The sequence below is a fragment of the Streptomyces malaysiense genome, assembly GCF_000980885.2.
GTDB classification, from domain to species: Bacteria; Actinomycetota; Actinomycetes; order Streptomycetales; family Streptomycetaceae; genus Streptomyces; species Streptomyces malaysiense.
This window is the reverse complement of sequence record NZ_LBDA02000018.1, coordinates 38,348-55,126: the sequence shown is the minus strand read 5'-3', so window position 1 is coordinate 55,126 and position 16,779 is coordinate 38,348. Positions and strand designations below refer to the sequence as shown.

16 protein-coding genes are annotated in these 16,779 nt (G+C 74.0%); 8 read left to right on the top strand and 8 right to left on the bottom strand.

The annotated features are described in order from the left end of the window. Positions 1-94: 94 nt before the first annotated feature. The 7 genes from VT52_RS09375 to hypE all read left to right on the top strand — a co-directional run bounded on the left by VT52_RS09375 (position 95) and on the right by hypE (position 8,084). Positions 95-1,849, top strand: a complete 1,755-nt coding sequence (locus VT52_RS09375; RefSeq protein WP_046416677.1) for an enoyl-CoA hydratase-related protein — start codon at positions 95-97, stop codon at positions 1,847-1,849. Further along, positions 1,846-2,427, top strand: coding sequence for a hydrogenase maturation protease (locus VT52_RS09370; RefSeq protein WP_046416675.1), 582 nt, complete (start codon positions 1,846-1,848; stop codon positions 2,425-2,427). Before VT52_RS09375 ends, VT52_RS09370 begins: the two co-directional genes overlap by 4 nt. Before the next feature lie 60 nt (positions 2,428-2,487). Then, entirely contained in the window at positions 2,488-3,216 is a 729-nt protein-coding gene (hypB, locus tag VT52_RS09365; RefSeq protein WP_046416674.1) for a hydrogenase nickel incorporation protein HypB, read from the top strand. Beyond that, entirely contained in the window at positions 3,213-5,546 is a 2,334-nt protein-coding gene (gene hypF, locus VT52_RS09360) for a carbamoyltransferase HypF (RefSeq protein ID WP_046416673.1), read from the top strand. The genes hypB and hypF overlap by 4 nt, the downstream gene beginning before the upstream one ends. A gap of 3 nt (positions 5,547-5,549) precedes the next feature. Continuing rightward, positions 5,550-5,846 (top strand): HypC/HybG/HupF family hydrogenase formation chaperone, encoded by a 297-nt coding sequence (locus VT52_RS09355; RefSeq protein ID WP_046416670.1) that lies wholly within the window; start codon positions 5,550-5,552, stop codon positions 5,844-5,846. After that, positions 5,843-6,985 (top strand): hydrogenase formation protein HypD, encoded by a 1,143-nt coding sequence (hypD, locus tag VT52_RS09350; RefSeq protein WP_046416669.1) that lies wholly within the window; start codon positions 5,843-5,845, stop codon positions 6,983-6,985. The genes VT52_RS09355 and hypD overlap by 4 nt, the downstream gene beginning before the upstream one ends. 109 nt (positions 6,986-7,094) lie before the next feature. Further along, a complete protein-coding gene (gene hypE / locus VT52_RS09345) occupies positions 7,095-8,084 on the top strand; it encodes a hydrogenase expression/formation protein HypE (RefSeq protein ID WP_240509702.1) in 990 nt (329 codons plus the stop codon). A gap of 67 nt (positions 8,085-8,151) precedes the next feature. Here hypE and hypA read toward each other — a convergent pair whose 3' ends face one another. The 8 genes from hypA to VT52_RS09310 all read right to left on the bottom strand — a co-directional run bounded on the left by hypA (position 8,152) and on the right by VT52_RS09310 (position 14,684). Further along, positions 8,152-8,493, bottom strand: a complete 342-nt coding sequence (gene hypA, locus VT52_RS09340; RefSeq protein ID WP_046416663.1) for a hydrogenase maturation nickel metallochaperone HypA — start codon at positions 8,491-8,493, stop codon at positions 8,152-8,154. Positions 8,494-8,500: 7 nt separating this feature from the next. Further along, entirely contained in the window at positions 8,501-8,689 is a 189-nt protein-coding gene (locus VT52_RS37525; protein ID WP_143070858.1) for a hypothetical protein, read from the bottom strand. A 20-nt stretch (positions 8,690-8,709) separates the two neighbouring features. Continuing rightward, on the bottom strand, positions 8,710-8,916 hold the full coding sequence (locus tag VT52_RS09335; RefSeq protein ID WP_046416662.1) for a hypothetical protein: 207 nt from the start codon (positions 8,914-8,916) through the stop codon (positions 8,710-8,712). A gap of 26 nt (positions 8,917-8,942) precedes the next feature. Beyond that, positions 8,943-9,539, bottom strand: coding sequence for a DUF5947 family protein (locus tag VT52_RS09330; RefSeq protein WP_046416659.1), 597 nt, complete (start codon positions 9,537-9,539; stop codon positions 8,943-8,945). After that, the gene (locus tag VT52_RS09325) at positions 9,536-10,108 is read right to left on the bottom strand and encodes a NifU family protein (protein WP_046416657.1); all 573 of its coding nucleotides are present in this window, start codon (positions 10,106-10,108) and stop codon (positions 9,536-9,538) included. Before VT52_RS09325 ends, VT52_RS09330 begins: the two co-directional genes overlap by 4 nt. Continuing rightward, a complete protein-coding gene (locus tag VT52_RS09320; RefSeq protein ID WP_046416656.1) occupies positions 10,101-11,894 on the bottom strand; it encodes a nickel-dependent hydrogenase large subunit in 1,794 nt (597 codons plus the stop codon). The genes VT52_RS09325 and VT52_RS09320 overlap by 8 nt, the downstream gene beginning before the upstream one ends. A 103-nt stretch (positions 11,895-11,997) precedes the next feature. After that, positions 11,998-13,071, bottom strand: a complete 1,074-nt coding sequence (locus VT52_RS09315; protein ID WP_046416654.1) for an NADH-quinone oxidoreductase subunit B family protein — start codon at positions 13,069-13,071, stop codon at positions 11,998-12,000. Beyond that, the gene (locus VT52_RS09310) at positions 13,068-14,684 is read right to left on the bottom strand and encodes a hypothetical protein (protein WP_240509699.1); all 1,617 of its coding nucleotides are present in this window, start codon (positions 14,682-14,684) and stop codon (positions 13,068-13,070) included. Before VT52_RS09310 ends, VT52_RS09315 begins: the two co-directional genes overlap by 4 nt. Before the next feature lie 561 nt (positions 14,685-15,245). On the opposite strand from VT52_RS09310, the gene VT52_RS09305 reads away from it, so the two are divergent. Then, positions 15,246-16,763 (top strand): hypothetical protein, encoded by a 1,518-nt coding sequence (locus VT52_RS09305; protein WP_046416653.1) that lies wholly within the window; start codon positions 15,246-15,248, stop codon positions 16,761-16,763. Positions 16,764-16,779 lie beyond the last annotated feature (16 nt).

Genomic DNA, 16,779 nt, shown 5'->3' with positions numbered 1-16,779 from the left:
CGCGGTCCGGATGGCGCAAGAGCACCGCGCGCCAGGGGTGAAACCCCGTGGCGGTCCTTCGCCGGGCGCGGCGCGGGGGTGAGCATGCCGCGTCATGGACATCCTGCTCGTGGCCAGCGCGTTCAACAGTCTCAGCCAGCGCCTGTACGCCGAACTCTCCGACCGGGGGCACCGCGTGGACGTCGTCCTGGCCTCGCGGGGCGTGGAACCGGTGCGGGCCGCCGTACGGGAGCTGGGCCCGGACCTCGTGATCGCCCCGATGCTCACGACCGCCCTGCCGGAGGACGTGTGGCGGGAGCGCACCTGTCTGATCGTGCATCCGGGACCGCCCGGCGACCGGGGGCCCTCCGCGCTGGACTGGGCCGTCGCCGGGCAGACCCCGGAGTGGGCCGTCACCGTGCTCCAGGCCGAGGCCGGCATGGACGCGGGACCCGTCTGGGCCGCCGAGCCGTTCCGCGTGGCGCCGGTCGGCAAGAGCGACCTGTACCGCAACGAGGTCGCCGACGCCGCCGTCACCGCCGTGCTCACGGCCGTACGGCGCCACGCGGAGGGCGCCTTCAAGCCTCGCCCGCAGAGCGACCCCTCGATCGACGTCGTCCGGCGGGACCCCTTCCGCCAGGAGCGCCGCCGCATCGACTGGGCGGACGACGACACCGCCACGGTGCTGCGCAAGCTGCGCGGCGCCGACTCCCGGCCCGGCGTCCTCGACGAACTCCTCGGCCGGGAGCTGTTCCTGCACGGCGGCCATCCCGAGGACGAGCTGCGCGGCCGCCCCGGCGAGCTGCTCGCCCTGCGCGCGGGGGCGGTCTGCCGGGCCACCCGGGACGGCGCGGTGTGGATCCCGGAACTGCGCCCGCGCAGGAACTCCGGCGACCCCGCGCCCTTCCGCCGGCCCGCCGCCGCGGTCCTCGCCGCCCTCGATCCCGCCCTCGCACTCCCCGAGGTCCCGGCCCCGTCGGAGCTGCCGCAGTCCCGGCGCACGTACACCGACATCCGCTACCGGCAGCACGGCGACGTCGGCCTGCTGAGCTTCTCCTTCCCCGGCGGCGCGATGAGCACCGGCCAGTGCCGCCGGCTGCTCGCCGCCTACGAGCAGGCCCTCACCCGCCCCACCCGGGTCCTGGTGCTCGGCGGGGCGCGCGACTTCTTCTCCAACGGCATCCATCTCAACGTCATCGAGGCGGCCGCGGACCCGGGGCACGAGTCCTGGGTCAACCTCAACGCGATGGACGACCTGGTGGAGGCGGTCCTGCGGACCACCGACCGGCTGGTGGTGGCCGCGCCGGCCGGCAACGCGGCCGCGGGCGGCGCGATGCTCGCCCTCGCCGCCGACGAGGTCTGGTGCCGCGCCGGCACGGTCCTCAACCCGCACTACCGGCGCATGGGTCTGTACGGCTCCGAGTTCTGGACGTACACCCTGCCCCGCCGCGTCGGCCCGGACGAGGCCCGCCGGCTGACCGAGGAGGCGCTGCCGGTGAGCGCGGCGGCCGCCGAACGGCTCGGCCTGGTGGACCGGCTCGTACCGGCCGCGCCGGGGGAGTTCGCCGCGGCGGTGGAGCGGCTCGCGGTCACCCTCGCCGCCGCCCCCGGCCTGGACCGCCGGATCGCCGCGAAGGCGTCGGTCCGCGCCGCCGACGAACGGCGCCGGCCCCTCGCCGCGTACCGGCGGGCCGAACTGGCCCGTATGCACGCCCTGTTCTTCGACCCGCAAGCCCCTTACCACGCCCTCCGAGCCGCCTTCGTCCGCAGGACCCCGACGGGCTCGTGCCGGCCACTGGCCGCACCGCCCGACCCGCGTCAGCCGCCCACCGGTCGGATCGACCCCGCCGAAGCCGGAGCCCTCCGATGACCGCACCCCTCCTCGTCGCCGGTGTCGGCAACGTCTTCCTCGCCGACGACGCCTTCGGGCCCGAGGTGATCCGCGCCCTCGAACAGCGCCCGCTGCCCCCCGGGGCGCGGGTGCGGGACTACGGCATCCGCGGCCTGGACCTCGCCTACGACCTGCTCGGCGGGTGCGGGACCGCCGTACTCGTGGACGCCGCCCGGAGCGGGCAGCGACCCGGGACGCTGTCCCTGATCGAGGCCGAGCCCCCCGACGGCACCGTCCCGCCGGAGGCGCACGGCATGGACCCGGCGAAGGTGCTGGCCCTCGCCACCCACCTGGGCGAGGAACCGCTGCCCCGGGTGCTGGTGCTGGCCTGCGAGCCGCAGGTGCTGCCCGCCGGGGACGAGGACATCCTGCCCGGACTCAGCCCGGCGGTGCGCGCCGCCGTCGAACCCGCCGTCATCGCGCTGCACGCGCTCGTCCCGCTGCTGCTGGCCGACCCGGCCGCACCGGCCGCCGCATTGGGCCGCTCGATGGAAAACGGCCCGGCGCACCCGGCTGCGCTGCCCGCCCACGCGCCCGCGACGGCCGAAGATCGATGACACCCGGGCCGCGCGGGACGCGGCCCGGGGCCCAGCCGCCGAACCCGAGGAGCAGCGCCCATGTGCCGGTCCGATGTCCGACAGGCCGTCCTGGCCAAGAACGACGACCTCGCCGCACGCCTGCGCGAGGAACTGGCGGGGCGAGGGGTGACCGTGGTCAACCTGCTCTCCAGTCCGGGGAGCGGCAAGACCGAGCTCCTCGGCCGGATGCTCGCCGACGCGGTGGCGCGGGGCGTGCCGGTGGCCGCGCTCACCGCCGACCTGGCGACCGAGAACGACGCCACCCGGCTGGCCCGCTCCGGCGCCCCCGTCCAGCAGGTCCTCACCGACGGGCTCTGCCACCTGGAGGCCCGCCAGGTGCGCGAACGGCTCGCGGGCTGGCTGCCCGAGGACACCTCGGTGCTCTTCGTGGAGAACGTCGGCAACCTGGTCTGCCCGGCCTCCTACGACCTCGGTGAGAACCTGCGGATCGTGCTGATGGCGGTCACCGAGGGCGAGGACAAGCCGCTGAAGTACCCGACCGCGTTCGGCTCCGCCCATGTCGTCGTCATCACCAAGACCGACCTCGCCGAGGCCGCCGGGTTCGACGAGAGCGCGTTCCGCGCGAATGTGCGGCGGGTCAACCCGGGGGTGGAGATCGTACGGTCCTGCGCCCGCACCGGCGACGGCGTCGGCCCCCTCCTGGACCTCTCACTCGCCGTCCGCGACGGCGCCCCCGCGCACCGGCCGCCGCTCGCCCCGCACCCGCACGGACATCACCACCACACCGAGTCCGCGCCCGTCGCATGACCGCTCCCGCGACCGGCCCGGTCCGCCGCCGGCTCACCGTGCACGGCACCGTGCAGGGGGTGGGCTTCAGGCCGTACGTGCACCGCCTGGCCGCGGAGACGGGCCTGGCCGGGTTCGTCGGCAACACCGGCGACGGCGTGCTGATCGAGGTCGAGGGTCCGGCCGCGGAAGTCGCCCGGTTCTGCGAACTGCTGGCCCACCGCCCCCCGCCGCTGGCCAGGGTGACCCGCGTCGCCCACGAGGAACTGCCCGCCACGGGCGCCGCCGGACCCTTCGCGATCCGCTCCACCGAACGGGCGGGCGGCCGTACCCAGCTCCCGCCCGACACCGCGACCTGCGCCGACTGCCTGCGCGAACTCGCCGCCCCGGACGACCGCAGGCACCGGCACCCGTTCGTCACCTGCACCCACTGCGGCCCCCGCTTCACCATCGCCACCGGCATGCCGTACGACCGGGCGGCGACCACCATGGCGGGCTTCCCGATGTGCCCGGACTGCGCCCGGGAGTACGGCGATCCCGCCGACCGGCGCTTCCACGCCCAGCCCGTCGCCTGCCCCGCCTGCGGTCCCCGCCTGACGCTGACGGGCCCCGGCATCCGCCCGGCGCGGGACGCGGCCGCCCTCGCGGCGGCACGGGAACTGCTCGCCGCCGGACGGATCGTCGCCGTCAAGGGGCTCGGCGGCTACCACCTGGCCTGCGACGCCACCGACCCGGGGGCCGTCGCCACGCTGCGCGGCCGCAAGGAGCGCGGCGGCAAGGCGTTCGCCGTGATGTGCGCCGATCTCGCGGCGGCCGAGAGCCTCGCGGTCCTGACCCCCGCCGAGCGCGCCACGCTGACCGGACCCCGCCGCCCCATCGTGCTGGTCCGCCGCCGCACCCCCGCCGGGGCGCTGGCCGGCCAGGTCTGCGAGGGCAGCCCGCATCTCGGGATCATGCTGCCCTACACCCCCGTGCACACCCTGCTGTTCGGGCTGCCCGGCGACCCGCCGGGCCCCCGGGCGCTGGTCATGACCAGCGGCAACCGCTCAGGCGAACCCATCGTCACCGACGACGCCGAGGCCCTGACCCGGCTCGCCGGACTCGCCGACGCCTGGCTCGCCCACGACCGGCCCATCGCCGCGCCCTGCGACGACTCCCTGCTGCGGGTGCGCCCCGACGGTACCGAACAGGTACTGCGCCGCTCGCGCGGCTACGTCCCGCGCCCCCTGCGGCTGCCGGTCCCGGTGCGGCCCGCGCTCGCGGTCGGCGGTGACCTGAAGAACGCGCCCTGCCTCGGCGAGGGCGACCTCGCCTGGTTCGGGCCGCACATCGGCGACATGGGGGACCTGGCCACGCTGGAGGCCGCCCGGCGGTCCGAGCGGCAGCTCGGCCGGCTGGTCGGCGTCACCCCCCGGCTGATCGCCGGTGACCGGCACCCCGGGTACCACTCCACCGGCTGGGCCCGCAGGCGCGCGGGCACCCGGCTCCCGCTGCGGCTCGTCCAGCACCATCACGCCCACATCGCCTCCGCCATGGCCGAACACGGTCTCGACGGCACCACCCCGGTCATCGGGGTCGCCTTCGACGGCACCGGATACGGCGACGACGGCACGGTGTGGGGCGGCGAGATCCTGCTCGCCGACTACACCGGCTACCGCCGCTTCGCCCGGCTGGCCCCCGCCCCGCTGCCCGGCGGCGACGCCGGCGTGGCCAACCCCTGCCGGCTGGCCCTGGCCCGGCTGTGGGCCGCGGGCCTGCCCTGGGCGGCGGACCTGCCCAGCGTCACCGCCTGCTCCCCGCGTGAACTCTCCCTCCTGCGCCGGCAACTGGACCGTCAGGTGGCCTGCGTGCCCACCTCCAGCATGGGCCGCCTGTTCGACGCCGTGGCCTCCCTCGCGGGCGTGTGCCACCGTGCCGGATACGAGGCGCAGGCCGCGCTGGAACTGGAGGCCGCGGCCCTCGACGCGCGGGACGCGGACGCGGTGGCCTACCCCTTCGGCCTCACCGGCGGCGCCGTCCTCGCCTGCGACCCCGCGCCGATGCTGCGGGCGCTGCTCGCCGACCGGCGCCGCCGCACCCCGGCCCCGGTCCTCGCCGCCCGCTTCCACCGCGGCGTGGCCCGCGCCGTCGCCGAGATCTGCCGCCGGGCCCGCGGCGCGACCGGCCTCGGCACGGTGGCCCTCACCGGCGGGGTGTTCGCCAACGCCCTGCTGGAGGAGAAGTGCGCCGCCCTGCTGCACGCCGACGGCTTCACGGTCCTGCGGCACGGCGAAGTACCCCCGAACGACGGCGGGTTGGCGCTCGGCCAGCTGATGGTCGCGGCCACCGCACCCCACCACGAGACGGAGTGAGCCATGTGTCTGGCAGTGCCCGGCAAGGTCGTGTCCATCGACCACCAGGCCGACCCCCTCACCGGCCTGATCGACTTCGGCGGCGTCCGTAAACAGGCCTGCCTGGAGTACCTGCCCGATGTGCGGGTCGGCGAGTACGTGATCGTGCACGTCGGCTTCGCGCTCCAGCGCCTGGACGAGGAGTCGGCCCGCGCCTCCCTGGAGCTGTTCGACCAACTCGGTCTGCTGGAGGAGGAGTTCGGCGACGCGTGGGAACAGGCGGCCCGCCAGGAGAACGAGACCGAGAGCGAGGTCCGGTGAAGTACGTCGAGGAGTTCAACGACCCCGCGCGCGCCCGGCGGTTGCTGGACGAGATCCGCGCCGCGGTCACCCGCCCGTGGGCCCTGATGGAGGTCTGCGGCGGCCAGACGCACTCCATCATCCGGCACGGCATCGACCAACTCCTGCCGGAAGAGGTCGAGTTGATCCATGGACCCGGCTGTCCGGTGTGCGTCACCCCGCTGGACGTCATCGACAAGGCCATGGACATCGCGGCCCGCCCCGAGGTCGTCTTCTGTTCCTTCGGGGACATGCTGCGGGTGCCCGGCACCGACCGCGACCTGTTCCGGGTCAAGGGCGAGGGCGGCGACGTACGGGTGGTGTACTCGCCGCTGGACGCGCTCGAACTCGCCCGCGAGAACCCCGACCGGCAGGTGGTGTTCTTCGCCATCGGCTTCGAGACCACCGCCCCCGCCAACGCCATGGCCGTCCACCAGGCCCGCCGTCTGGGCCTCGGCAACTTCAGCCTGCTGGTCTCCCACGTCCGGGTCCCCCCGGCCATGCAGGCGATCATGACCGCGCCCAGCTGCCGCGTGCAGGGCTTCCTCGCCGCCGGACACGTGTGCAGCGTGATGGGCACCGCCGAGTACCCGGACCTCGCCGAGAAGTACCGCGTCCCCGTGGTCGTCACCGGCTTCGAACCCCTCGACATCCTGGAGGGCATCCGGCGCGCCGTGCACCAGCTGGAGCGGGGCGAGCACCGGGTGGAGAACGCCTATCCGCGGGCCGTGCGCGAGCAGGGCAACCCGGCCGCCCTCGCCATGATCGAGGAGGTCTTCGAAGTCACCGACCGCAACTGGCGCGGCATCGGCCGCATCCCGGCCAGCGGCTGGCGGCTGACCGACGCGTTCCGCGCCTACGACGCCGAGCACCGCTTCGACGTCTCGGGCATCCGCACCGAGGAACCCGCCGTGTGCCGGGCGGGCGAGGTCCTCCAGGGCCTGATCAAGCCGACCGAGTGCGAGGCGTTCGGCGCCGCCTGCACCCCGCGCACCCCGCTCGGCGCCACCATGGTCTCCAGCGAGGGCGCCTGCGCCGCCTACTACCTCTACCGCCGCATGAACGCCCCGGCACCGCAGGGATCGCGCATCCCGCGGGAGGAGATGAACCCCGTTGGCTGACCTCGCCGCCCCCGGCCTCGCCCCCGCCGGCACCGACACCTCCGACACCGCCGTCGACCCCGCGGGCTGGACCTGCCCCGCCCCGCTGCGCGACCAGCCGGTCGTCGTCATGGGCCACGGCGGCGGCGGGGCTCTCTCCGCCGAGCTGATCGAGCAGGTCTTCGCCCCCGCCTACGGCAACCCCCTCCTCGCCGCCCTCACCGACTCGGCCGTGTTCGACCTCGGCGGCGCCCGGATCGCCTTCTCCACCGACTCCTACGTCGTACGGCCCCTGTTCTTCCCAGGCGGCTGCCTCGGCGACCTCGCCGTCAACGGGACCGTCAACGACCTCGCGATGAGCGGCGCCCGGCCCGCCTTCCTCTCCACCGCCTTCGTCCTGGAGGAGGGCGTGGAACTGTCCGTCGTCGGCCGGATCGCCCGCGCCGTCGGCGCCGCCGCGCGGGCCGCGGACGTCACCGTGGCCACCGGCGACACCAAGGTGGTCGAGTCCGGGCACGGCGACGGCGTCTACGTCACCACGGCGGGCGTCGGACTGGTCCCCGAGGGCGTCGACATCCGTCCGCGGCGCGCCCGGCCCGGCGACGCGGTCATCGTCAGCGGGCCGATCGGACAGCACGGCGTGGCCGTCATGAGCGTGCGCGAGGGCCTGGAGTTCGGCGTCGAGATCACCTCCGACACCGCCCCCCTGGCCGGTCTGGTCGCGGCCATGCTGGAGGTCACCAAGGACCTGCACGTCCTGCGCGACCCCACCCGGGGCGGGCTCGGCACCGCCCTGAACGAGATCGCCCGCGCCTCCGGCACCGGCGTACTCCTCCGGGACCGGGCCGTCCCGGTCCCGGAGGAGGTGGAGAACGCCTGCGGCTTCCTCGGCCTGGACCCGCTGTACGTCGCCAACGAGGGCCGGCTCGTCGCGTTCGTGCCGCCGGAGCACGCGGAGGCGGTGCTCGCCGCCATGCGCGCCCACCCGCAGGGCACCGGCGCGGCGCGGATCGGGGAGTGCGTCGCGGACCACCCGGGCATGGTCGTCGTCGCCACCGGCCTCGGCGGCACCCGGGTCGTGGACCTGCCGCTGGGCGAGCAACTGCCCCGGATCTGCTGACGGCAGCGGTACGCACAGGTCCGGCCCCCGCCGTCGGGGGCCGGACCGCTTCCTGCGTGTCGATTTCCTACGTGTCGATGCCCGTGATCTCCAGCTCACGTCCGCTGCGCAGCTCCTGGGAGGGACGGTCGCAGTGCGGGCACCAGAAGAACGGCGGTATGCCCACCGCGAACTCCTCGGCGCACCCGTCGCACCACGCCAGCGCGGGCACCGGCTCCACCACGAGCCGGGCGTCCGCGAGCGCCGTGCCGTCGCGGGCCACCTCGAAGGCGAAGTCCAGTGCGTCGGGCACCACCCCGGACAGCTCGCCGACACGCACGGTCACCGCGGACACCCGGTCCGCACCGTCCGCGCGGGCGATCTCCTCGGCCTGTTCCACGATCGCCGACGCGATCGACAGTTCGTGCACGGCCGTTTCAGGGGTAGCGCCGGTTCGCGCCCGGCCCGCCGGTCATCCGGAAGATCCGCAGCTCCCGCATGATGCCCGGGATCTCCTTGACGACCAGGGCGGTGATCACGCCGCCGACCAGCGCGGCCTGGAGCAGCAGCAACTGCCGTCCGGACATCCCCGCTCGGGTGCGCCTTCTTCTTCTGCAATCGCTCATGGCGGTCACTTTCCGTTCTCTCAGCCGGGCGAGATGTTCGGCATGCTCTCGCCCAGGGCGTCATGCCGCTTCCAGTGGATACCGGTGGAGCGGCGCGCGTCGGAGCTGCCGTCCCGGTGGTGTCCGGTCTGCTCCTGGTACGGGCCCTTGTTGCCCTGGTGCAGCCCGGGAACATGGCTCGGGGTGTCGGGCTTCGCCTGGGCGCGGCCCACTCGGATGCTGCCCATGTCCGCTCTCCTTCCAGGTCGTACGACTACGACCGTTCGGTGAGGTCCCTGAAGAACTGTTCTACGGCCGGCCAGACCCGCCCGCCACCGGAGAGCCCCCGCCACTCGCGGCGGACCAGGGCCGTCATCCGGAAACAGTCGTCGACCGGCACGATCCAGTGCTCCGACAGGCCCCGCACGGTGTTCACCAGGAGCGCCTCCACGTCCGGGGTCATGGACGCCACCTGCGGGACCTCGGCGGCCAGCCGCCGCCAGGCGTCCGCGTCCACCTCCCAGCGCATCGCCCCGGCCGGGCTCGGCCCCTGCGCGGTGACCGCCCCGTCGGAGCGCGGCACGAAGAACACCAGGCCCACCGGGACGCCCAGCACCCCGGTGTCGACCGGCGGGAGCCGCAGCCGGCGCCGGGGCACCAGCCGGTAGCGGCCCTCGCCCGCCGCGCCGTCCGCGAACAGCACCGAGCAGGGGCCGCACACACAGCGCACCTCGGCGGCCCCGGTGTCGTACAGGTGCGGGTGCTCGTCCGCCACCCGGGCCGCGCACAGCTCGCAGCTCTCCGCCTCGGCCGTGGCCGCGCGGTCGGCGGCGGAGCGGATGACCCGGGCGAGTGCTCCGTCCGCGCTCACCCGGCCTCCTGCGGCACGGACCGGCGCTTGATCGTGTTCAGCGGTACGAAGGCGGGGGCGGCCCTGCGCTCCTCGCCGTCCGGCACGATCTCCACCCCGGTCAGCTCCGGGGCCACCGCCAGCACGGCCTCCCGGACCGCCGCCGCGATGTCCGCGGAGCCGCCCCCGCACCCGCCGCCGCAGCCGCCCTTGGCGCCGCTGCCGGAGTCGAGCCGCACCCGTGCGACCCCGCTCTCGACCCCGGCCCACGTCAGGTCGCCGCCGCGCTCGCGCACCGCGGGCCGCAGCCGCTCCACCGCGTCCTCGGCCCGCTCGGCCAGGGGCCGGGGGTGCACCCCGTGCAGCACCATGAGGTGCCCGACCAGCTCGTCACCGGCCAGCCGCGCGCCCAGCCGCTCGTCCGCGCCGTCCAGGACCCTTGCGAGGGCCTCGCCGTAGACCTCGGTCAGCAGCCGTACCGCCTCCAGGGCCGGACCCGGTGTGTGCTCCAGTCCGGCCAGCACCTCGTCGAGCCGGGCGAGCCGGGCTTCCACCGCCGGATCCGCCAGACGTCCGGCCGGATCAGCCATGGTCGGCCCCGTACGTCGGCGAGTGCACGGTGCTCAGGGTCTTGCCCTTGCCCATGTACATGTGCACCCCGCACGGCAGACAGGGGTCGAAGCTGCGCACGGTGCGCATGATGTCGACGCCCTTGAAGTCGTCGGGCCCGTTCTCCTCGAAGATCGGCTGGCCCTGCACCGCGTCCTCGTAGGGACCGGGCGTGCCGTAGATGTCGCGGGGGCTGGCGTTCCACGGGGTCGGCGGGTACGGGTGGTAGTTGGCGATCTTCTTGTCGCGGATCACCAGGTGGTGCGAGAGGACCCCGCGCACCGCCTCGTGGAAGCCGCAGCCGATCGATTCGTCCGGCACCTCGAAGTTCTCGAAGACCTTGGTGTCGCCGCTCTGCAGCATGCCCATGGCCTCCTCCACGAACTGGAGGGCCATGGCGGCGGCGTAGGCGATGAAGTACGGCCGGGCGCGGTCGCGTTCGAGCGTGTTGCTCCACTTCGGGATGCGCCACTCCAGGGTGGTCTCCGGCAGCTTCTCACCCCTGGGCAGGGTGATGCGGATACCGCCCCCGGTCGCCTTCACGTACGGGGTGTCCACGAGGCCGCTCAGCGCGGTCGACCAGAGCCGGGCGAGCGGACCGCCGCCGGTGTCCAGGGCGAGGTGCTCGCCGGTGTCCGGGTGGTACCAGCGGGGGCTCATCACCCAGCTGTAGTTGCCCTCGAAGTCCCGCTTCTGCGGCACCGGCACCGTGGTCTGGTTCCACGGGTGGCGCATGTCGACGGGGTTGCCCAGCGGGTCGTGGGTGACGAACGGGTCCTCGTTCACCCAGTCCTCGTAGAAGGAGCTGCCCAGCATGATGCGCAGCCCGAGGTTGATGTCGACCAGGTTGTTGGTGACCAGCTTGCCGTCCACCACGATGCCCGGGGTGACGTACATCGCCTTGCCCCACTCGTTCATGGTGGCGTAGCGGTAGTCGACGACGTCGGGGTTCTGGAAGGCGCCCCAGCAGCCCAGCAGGATACGGCGCTTGCCGACCTCCTCGTAGCCCGGCAGGGCCTCGTAGAAGAAGTCGAAGACGTCGTCGTTCATCGCCACCGCCTTCTTGACGAAGTCGATGACGCGCATCAGCCGGCTGAGGTAGTCGGTGAAGACGCTCGGCTGCGGCATCGTGCCGACGCCGCCCGGGTAGAGCGTGGAGGGGTGCACATGGCGGCCCTCCATCAGGCAGAACATCTCCCGGGTGATCCGGCTGACCTTCAGCGCCTCCTTGTAGACCTCGCCCTCGAAGGGGTTGAAGGCCTTCATGATCTCCGCGATGGTGCGGTAGCCGTGCACGTCCCCGCGGGGCGCGTCGGTGCGCTCGGCGCGGGCCAGCACCCCTGGGTTGGTGGCCTTGACCATCGCCTCGCAGAAGTCCACGAAGACCAGGTTGTCCTGGAAGATCGTGTGGTCGAAGATGTACTCCGCCGCCTCGCCCAGGTTGGTGATGTGCTCGGCCAGCTTCGGCGGCTTGACGCCGTAGGCCATCTGCTGGGCGTAGTTGGAGCAGGTGGTGTGGTTGTCGCCGCAGATGCCGCAGATCCGTGAGGTGATGAACCCGGCGTCGCGCGGGTCCTTGCCCTTCATGAACACCGAGTAGCCGCGGAACAGCGACGAGGTGCTGTGGCACTCGACGACCTCACGATTGGCGAAGTCGATCTTCGTGTAGATGCCCAGGTTGCCGATGATCCGGGTGATCGGATCCCAGTTCATGTCCACGAGCTGGGCTGGTTTGCGTCCTGAGGTCCGCGCGTCGGTGGTGGTCATCTGCGGTACTGTCCCTCGCTGTTCGGGTCGGGCGGGGCGGATGGCGGAGTGGGCGGCAGGGGAGAGCGGGCGGCGGGGGGAGAGGCGGCGGGGGAGTGCCGCGTCACGCCCGCCAGTGCGGGTCGTAACCGCTGGTCAGCTTCTGCTTGTTGTGCCGCCAGCGGGGCTCGTGGTTCACCATGTCGTTGGTCAGCCCGCGCAGCCGGCGGATGACCGCGCCGTACGGCTTGATCACCATCGACGAGAGCGTGCCGCCCGGAGGCTCGTCCATGAACGGCATGAACGCGTCGGGGAAGCTGGGCATGGTGCAGCCGATGCAGATGCCGCCGACGTTCGGGCAGCCGCCGATGCCGGACATCCAGCCCCGCTTGGGCACGTTGCAGTTGACGACGGGGCCCCAGCAGCCCACCTTCACCTGGCACTTGGGGGAGTTGTAGTCCTTGGCGAAGTCGGCCTGCTCGTAGTACGCGGCCCGGTCGCAGCCCTCGTGCACGGTCTTGCCGAACAGCCACTGCGGCCGCAGCATGTGGTCCAGCGGCGGCGGGGGCGCACTGCCGGCGGCGTGCTGGAGCACCCACACCAGGGTCTCCATGAAGTTCTCCGGCTGGATCGGGCAGCCGGGCACATTGACCACCGGGAGGCCCGAGCGTGCCTTGAACTCCCAGCCCAGGTAGTCCGCGAGGCCCATGCAGCCGGTCGGGTTGCCGGCCATGGCGTGGATGCCGCCGAACGTGGCGCAGGTGCCGGCCGCGACCACCGCCCAGGCCTTGGGCGCGAGTTGGTCGATCCACCAGTTCAGGGTCTGCGGCTGGCCGGTCTCCGGGTCGTTGCCGAACGACGTCCAGTAGCCGTCGCCCTCGATGATGTTCTGGTTCGGGATCGAGCCCTCGATCACCAGGATGAACGGTTCCAGCTCGCCGCGGGCCGCCTTGCGGTACGGGGCGAGGAAGTCCTCGCCGCCCAGGCTCGGGGAGAGGACCTTGTTGACGAGGTTGACCTTGGGCAGGCCCGGGATGAGGCCGAGCACCACGTCCTCGATGGACGGCTGCCCGGCGGCGGTCAGCGACACCGTGTCGCCGTCGCAGCTCATGCCCTCGGAGATCCACAGGATGGTGATCTCGTCGAAGCCCTCGGGGGCGTCGGCGCGGGCCTCGGTGGTACCGCTCTGTGTGGTCATCTCTGCGGCCTCCGTCGCAGTCGGTCGTGGGCCCGGCCGGGGGTGGCCGGGGTGCCCGTGGTTGCGAGGGGTTCGACCTCGTCGGGCCGGAAGTAGTGGAAGCGGCCGTACCAGCCGTGCAGTTCGGCGGCGGGGTCGTCGTCCACGGTCACGGCGAGCCGGACGCTGCCGTCCACGTCGTGGAAGACCCCGGCCACGGTGGCGGACCGCCCGGCCAGGAACATGTCCTGGGCGTCGGCCCCCCGGGTGCGCGGCCGCAGCAGCACCGGACTGCCGGCCCCGACGGGGACGCCGGCCACGAGCACGGTGTCGGTGGTGGGCGACAACCCCTCGTCCCCGCCCTCCTGCCACCAGGCGGGGCGCTGGGTGGCGGGGGAGCCGGGAGCGGGGCCGGACCCGGGGGCGGTGGACGGTCCGGGGCCCGCGGCCGCCGGCCGGGAAGCCGGAGCCGCGGCGCGAGCCGTGGCCGAGCGGCCGGACGCCCGGGAGCCCGGCGATCCCGCCGGGGTCAGCGAGCGGATCGCGCCGTGCAGGCGTTCGAAGACTTCGCGGGGCATGCTGTCGACCCGGTCCAGGATCCGCGCGGCCCGGGGGTCGGTGGCCCGCGCCTCCGCCTTCTCCTCGTCGGTCAGCAGCATCGTGCGCAGCGTCAGGATCTCGTCGATCTCCGCCGCGTCGTGCAGATCGCCCGGACTCTCCGGCGCCACCCGCGGATGGTCCGGCAGGATGATCGGCGCCGAGAGCATCGCCGGGCCGGTCTCGCCCTGGCCCGCGCCCTCGGCCGGCTCCGGGGGCGCGCCGCCGAGCACGGGGAACGTGAACGCGTTGCGGCAGTCGCGCGCCCGCTCGGCCAGGGCCGTCGGCGGATCGATGAGCGAGGCGAACTCCACGCCCTCGCCGCCGATGACCGTGTGCGTGGCGATCAGCGCGTCCCGCAGCGCCTCGTTCCGGCAGGCTCCGGGGTCGGCCGGAACGCCCGTGTTCTCGGTGCGCACCCGCAGCCGGTAGAGGCCCGGCCCGAGCGGCTCGGCGGCCACCGTCGTCGCGGCCCGCAGCTCCCGGTGCCGCCGAACGGTCCGCCCCGCGTCCCCCGGCAGCGGCTCGTCCCCGTCACCGGCGGGCGCGCCGACATCGACCGTGCGGCCGCCGTCCAGCAGCTCGGCGAGCGGCACCGCCAGCTCGGTCTCGCGCGGGATCGCCTCGTCGAAGGAGAGATGCGTGACGCCGTCGTCCGTGCGCAGGGACTCCACCGGCGACCCGTCCGCGTCCTCCACCTGCTTGTGCTGCATCTGGAGGTATCGCACCCGCAGTCGTACGACCGCGTCGTCCTCCGGGGCGCGGACCAGGCACTCCGTCCGCTGGTACCAGGAGTCCGCGGAGCCGGAGACACCGGGCGCCACCGGACCGAAGCGCTCCACCCAGTCACGCGGCAGGAGCACCCCGAACTGCCAGCGGACGCGGTTCTTGGGGGAGGACCGGCGGTACGGGTACAGCAGATAGCCCTCGTACAGCACGGCGTCCGCGACGGCGCCCAGCTGCTCGAAGTCCGGCGCGTGCCCGGCGACGGCATCGTCCGTGAGCAGGGGTTCGCGCACGCCGACCTGGTCCGGCATCCCGCCTCCTCGTCGCTGGCCAACCGGGCGGTCAGTCGCTCACCCGGGGATTCCTTCCACCACGGTCACACCCGTCACGGCTCCGCGCCCCTCCGACGCACCCGCATTGGGCCGGTCAGGCGATGTGTCCGTTCCCGGGTTGCGGACGGGCGGACCGGCCCACCGGCTGCGGCCACGTCGGAAGGAGGGGTGGTCCGATCCCCAAGTGACCTCGGGCGAACTGGTGTTGGGGCTCAGGCGGGTTCGCCGAACGCTAGAATCGAAGGCCACGCACGGCGGGGGTTCGTCGGACCGGGGGGAGTCGTCATGTCCGGAGATTTCGGGGGCCCGCAGGGCCCGAGAGGCGCGGGAGGGCCCGGGGGGACGTCGGGTTCGGGAGGACCGGGGGGACCAGGTGCCGGCCCTGGTGGGCCCGCTGGGCCGCCTGAGGGCTCCGGGGGATTCGGGAACACCGCTGGAGCTCCCGGCGGAGCCGCCGGCCCTGGAGGTCCCGGTGGCCCCGGAGCGGCGCCCGCGGGCCCCTGGCCGTACGGGCCGGGCCAGGGCGTCGGCGTGCCGCCCATGCCCGCGAGCCCGCCGCCCGCGCCCCCGGACACCGGCCGGGCCGTCGCCGTCGCCCTGCTCAACCTCGGCGGACTCGGTCTCGGCTACGCGCTCACGCGGCGCCGGCTCCTCATGGCCGCCTGCTGGGTGGCGACCGCGATCCTGCTGGTCGCCGCCCTGCCCGCCGACGCCGACGGCGTCCCCGGCGCCCTGCTGGCCGGCTACGCGCTCCTCCTGGTGCTGGCGGCGGCCCACGGCGCGTACACCGGACTGCGCACCCGCCTGGTGTGGCCCGGCCGCGCGCCCCTCGCGCTGCTGCTCGGCCTGGTGCTGCTCGCCGTGCCGGCCGGTGGCGCGCTCTGGTACCAGGACGCCCGGGACGAGGCCGTGCAGCAGGCCCTCCTGGACCGTCTGGCGAGCGCCGACCATCTGGTGGCGGCGGACGCGGGCAAGCCGTTCGGCACCGCCGAGCCGGACTACCGCGAGGTCCTCGGGGTCTACCGCGGCCTCGTCGCCGACCACCCCGGCTCCCGTGCCGCCCGCAAGGTCCCCGCCAGCCTGCGCACCTACTACTCCGAGATCGCCGCGCCCTACGACAGCCAGGACTACTGCACCGCCGTGGCCCCGCTGACCTATCTGCGCACGGTCCCCGGTGAACTGCCGCGGGCCACCGTCGGCACGCTCGCCGGCTGGCCCGACGACCGCCTCGCGACCTCGCTGTACGAGTGCGGATCACAGGGCCTGTCCGCGGGCGGCCAGGACTGGGTCACCCGCTTCGGCGACCTGATGAAGACCTTCCCGCGCTCCGCGCAGACGACGAAGGTGGTCCCCGCCGTCGACGCGGCCGTGAAGAAGGCGCAGAAGGGTGTGGGCGGCTCCGGATCCTGTGCGGCCGTCGAGGAGTTGCAGCAGCTCGACACCAGGATCGGCGACCTGAGGACGGCCGCGGGCGACCCCGACGGCGGGCTCGCGTCCGCCGCGTCCCGGGCCGGGCGCAGCGGTGACGACGGCGCCTACGACTGCGGGGTCCAGGAGTACCGGAGCGGCGACTTCAGCGGCGCCCAGCAGACGATGGACAAGTTCGTCGCGGGGCACCCGCACCACAAGAACCGGGCGCGCGCCCAGAAGATCGCCATCGCCGCCGAGGTCGCCCAGACCATCCCGGCCGCCGGCAAGAAGCTGCCCACCACCGCCAGTGGCGGCAGCATCTCCGTCACGGTCAAGAACGACAGCCCGCAGGACGTCACCGTCCTCTACACCGGTCCGGTCACCGGCAGCTTCACCCTGAAGGCCTGCGGCGGCTGCCGGTCGTACCCGCTCGCCGACACGCTGGTGTCCACCTTCAAGCCCTGTGCCGGCGGCAGGGACTATCCGCAGCGCACCCTGCTGCTCCCGGTCGGCACCACGTACTTCGTGCACAAGCCGAACGGCGGCCAGGTGACGACCGCGGGTTCCGACACCGCCAAGCTGCGCCCCGGGTACATCTACACCGAGTGCGCCTACACCACCCAGGGCTTCGGCGGCTCGGGAATCTGACCGGCGCGTGGTCCGG

Coding starts and splice junctions, on each gene's coding strand:
- VT52_RS09355 (WP_046416670.1), top strand. CDS start 5,550: ATGTGTCTGGCAGTGCCCGGCAAGGTCGTGTCCATCGACCACCAGGCC.
- VT52_RS37525 (WP_143070858.1), bottom strand. CDS start 8,689: ATGAGCGATTGCAGAAGAAGAAGGCGCACCCGAGCGGGGATGTCCGGA.
- VT52_RS09320 (WP_046416656.1), bottom strand. CDS start 11,894: ATGACCACCACCGACGCGCGGACCTCAGGACGCAAACCAGCCCAGCTC.
- hypB (WP_046416674.1), top strand. CDS start 2,488: ATGTGCCGGTCCGATGTCCGACAGGCCGTCCTGGCCAAGAACGACGAC.
- hypF (WP_046416673.1), top strand. CDS start 3,213: ATGACCGCTCCCGCGACCGGCCCGGTCCGCCGCCGGCTCACCGTGCAC.
- VT52_RS09325 (WP_046416657.1), bottom strand. CDS start 10,108: ATGGCTGATCCGGCCGGACGTCTGGCGGATCCGGCGGTGGAAGCCCGG.
- VT52_RS09305 (WP_046416653.1), top strand. CDS start 15,246: ATGCCCGCGAGCCCGCCGCCCGCGCCCCCGGACACCGGCCGGGCCGTC.
- VT52_RS09335 (WP_046416662.1), bottom strand. CDS start 8,916: ATGGGCAGCATCCGAGTGGGCCGCGCCCAGGCGAAGCCCGACACCCCG.
- VT52_RS09375 (WP_046416677.1), top strand. CDS start 95: ATGGACATCCTGCTCGTGGCCAGCGCGTTCAACAGTCTCAGCCAGCGC.
- VT52_RS09370 (WP_046416675.1), top strand. CDS start 1,846: ATGACCGCACCCCTCCTCGTCGCCGGTGTCGGCAACGTCTTCCTCGCC.
- VT52_RS09310 (WP_240509699.1), bottom strand. CDS start 14,684: ATGCCGGACCAGGTCGGCGTGCGCGAACCCCTGCTCACGGACGATGCC.
- VT52_RS09315 (WP_046416654.1), bottom strand. CDS start 13,071: ATGACCACACAGAGCGGTACCACCGAGGCCCGCGCCGACGCCCCCGAG.
- hypE (WP_240509702.1), top strand. CDS start 7,095: ATGGGCCACGGCGGCGGCGGGGCTCTCTCCGCCGAGCTGATCGAGCAG.